Origin of the sequence: Oryzifoliimicrobium ureilyticum (assembly GCF_037199735.1) — a bacterium.
Taxonomy (GTDB): domain Bacteria; phylum Pseudomonadota; class Alphaproteobacteria; order Rhizobiales; family Rhizobiaceae; genus Rhizobium; species Rhizobium ureilyticus.
This window is the reverse complement of record NZ_JBBBVQ010000058.1, coordinates 1-2671: the sequence shown is the minus strand read 5'-3', so window position 1 is coordinate 2671 and position 2671 is coordinate 1. Positions and strand designations below refer to the sequence as shown.

General features: G+C 53.3%; 1 rRNA gene. It reads right to left on the bottom strand.

The annotated features are described in order from the left end of the window. Positions 1–55: 55 nt before the first annotated feature. Positions 56–2671: ribosomal RNA gene (locus VQ830_RS28530) — 23S ribosomal RNA — on the bottom strand; the annotation flags it as partial.

Here is a 2671-nt window from a genome sequence, read left to right as displayed (position 1 = left end):
GCGCTGTCACGACAAATGCGTTGCATTTGCGTGGAGATGAGCATGGTCAATGAGAACGATTAAGCCAATCGAGCTATTAGTACCGGTAAGCTTCATGCGTTGCCGCACTTCCACACCCGGCCTATCAACGTGGTCGTCTTCCACGGCTCTGATAGGGAACACTCGTTTTCAGGTGGGTTTCCCGCTTAGATGCCTTCAGCGGTTATCCCGTCCGTATATAGCTACCCTGCACTGCCCTTGGCAGGACAACAGGTCCACCAGAGATACGTCCATCCCGGTCCTCTCGTACTAGGGACAGATCCTGTCAATATTCCTACACCCACGGCAGATAGGGACCGAACTGTCTCACGACGTTCTGAACCCAGCTCACGTACCGCTTTAATTGGCGAACAGCCAAACCCTTGGGACCTGCTCCAGCCCCAGGATGCGATGAGCCGACATCGAGGTGCCAAACAACCCCGTCGATATGGACTCTTGGGGGTCATCAGCCTGTTATCCCCGGCGTACCTTTTATCCGTTGAGCGATGGCCCTTCCACGCGGGACCACCGGATCACTATGACCGACTTTCGTCTCTGCTCGACTTGTCAGTCTCGCAGTCAGGCGGGCTTATGCCATTGCACTCGACGAGCGATTTCCGACCGCTCTGAGCCCACCATCGCGCGCCTCCGTTACTCTTTCGGAGGCGACCGCCCCAGTCAAACTACCCACCATACACTGTCCCGGACCCGGATGACGGGCCGCGGTTAGACATCCATGACGATAAGGGTGGTATTTCAAGGATGGCTCCACAAGAACTGGCGTCCCTGCTTCAAAGCCTACCACCTATCCTACACATGCCGACACGAATGCCAGTGTAAAGCTATAGTAAAGGTGCACGGGGTCTTTCCGTCTGACCGCAGGAACCCCGCATCTTCACGGGGAATTCAATTTCACTGAGTCTGCGTTGGAGACAGCGGGGAAGTCGTTACGCCATTCGTGCAGGTCGGAACTTACCCGACAAGGAATTTCGCTACCTTAGGACCGTTATAGTTACGGCCGCCGTTTACTGGGGCTTCGATTCAAAGCTTGCACCTCTCCTCTTAACCTTCCAGCACCGGGCAGGCGTCAGACCCTATACGTCGTCTTTAGACTTCGCAGAGCCCTGTGTTTTTGATAAACAGTCGCTACCCCCTGGTCTGTGCCACCTCCATATGGTTGCCCACATGAAGGTCACGCTTCTTCCGAAGTTACGCGTGCAATTTGCCGAGTTCCTTCAACGCAGTTCTCTCAAGCGCCTTGGTATACTCTACCTGACCACCTGTGTCGGTTTCGGGTACGGTCTATAAAGTGGGGCTATTTCCTGGAACCGCTCCACTGCAGGATCAATCCAATAAGACCCTACAATTTGTGCAATCCGTCACTTCCCACCAGGCCCACGAATATTAACGTGGTTCCCATCGACTACGCGTTTCCGCCTCGCCTTAGGGGCCGGCTAACCCTGCTCAGATTAACTTTAAGCAGGAACCCTTGGTCTTTCGGCGAGAGGGTCTCTCACCCTCTTTATCGTTACTCATGTCAACATTCGCACTTCCGATACCTCCAGAGGCCCTCACGGGTCCTCCTTCATCAGCTTACGGAACGCTCCGCTACCCCTACGTCTTCGTAAGAAGATCGTAAGCCTCAGCTTCGGTGCATGGCTTTAGCCCCGTTACATTTTCGGCGCAAAGACCCTTATTTAGACCAGTGAGCTGTTACGCTTTCTTTAAATGATGGCTGCTTCTAAGCCAACATCCTGGTTGTTTTGGGATCCTCACATCCTTTCCCACTTAGCCATGACTTGGGGACCTTAGCTGGAGGTCAGGGTTGTTGCCCTCTTCACGACGGACGTTAGCACCCGCCGTGTGTCTGCCTGGTAGTACTTCCCGGTATTCGGAGTTTGGTTAGGATCAGTAAGACGGTGAGTCCCCATAGCCCATCCAGTGCTCTACCCCCGGGAGTATTCGCCAGACGCTCTACCTAAATAGATTTCGCGGAGAACCAGCTATTTCCGAGTTTGATTGGCCTTTCACCCCTAGCCACAAGTCATCCCAATCTATTGCAACAGATGCGGGTTCGGTCCTCCAGTTGGTGTTACCCAACCTTCAACCTGCTCATGGCTAGATCACTCGGTTTCGGGTCTAATGCAACGAACTGAACGCCCTGTTCAGACTCGCTTTCGCTACGCCTACACCTACCGGCTTAAGCTTGCTCGTTACACTAAGTCGTTGACCCATTATACAAAAGGTACGCGGTCAGCCTTTAAAAGCCTCCCACTGTTTGTAGGCATCCGGTTTCAGGTTCTATTTCACTCCCCTTGTCGGGGTGCTTTTCACCTTTCCCTCACGGTACTTGTTCGCTATCGGTCATGCACGAGTACTTAGGCTTGGAGCGTGGTCGCCCCATCTTCAAACAGGATTTCTCGTGTCCCGCCTTACTCTAGGACAATAAAAGTATCTACGCGTACGGGGCTGTCACCCACTACGGCCGAACTTTCCAGATCGTTCCACTTTAACTTTCATTGCCACTGGCCTGGTCCGCGTTCGCTCGCCACTACTTGCGGAGTCTCGGTTGATGTCCTTTCCTGCAGGTACTTAGATGTTTCAGTTCCCTGCGTTCGCTTCTTACACCTATGTATTCAGTGTAAGATACCTT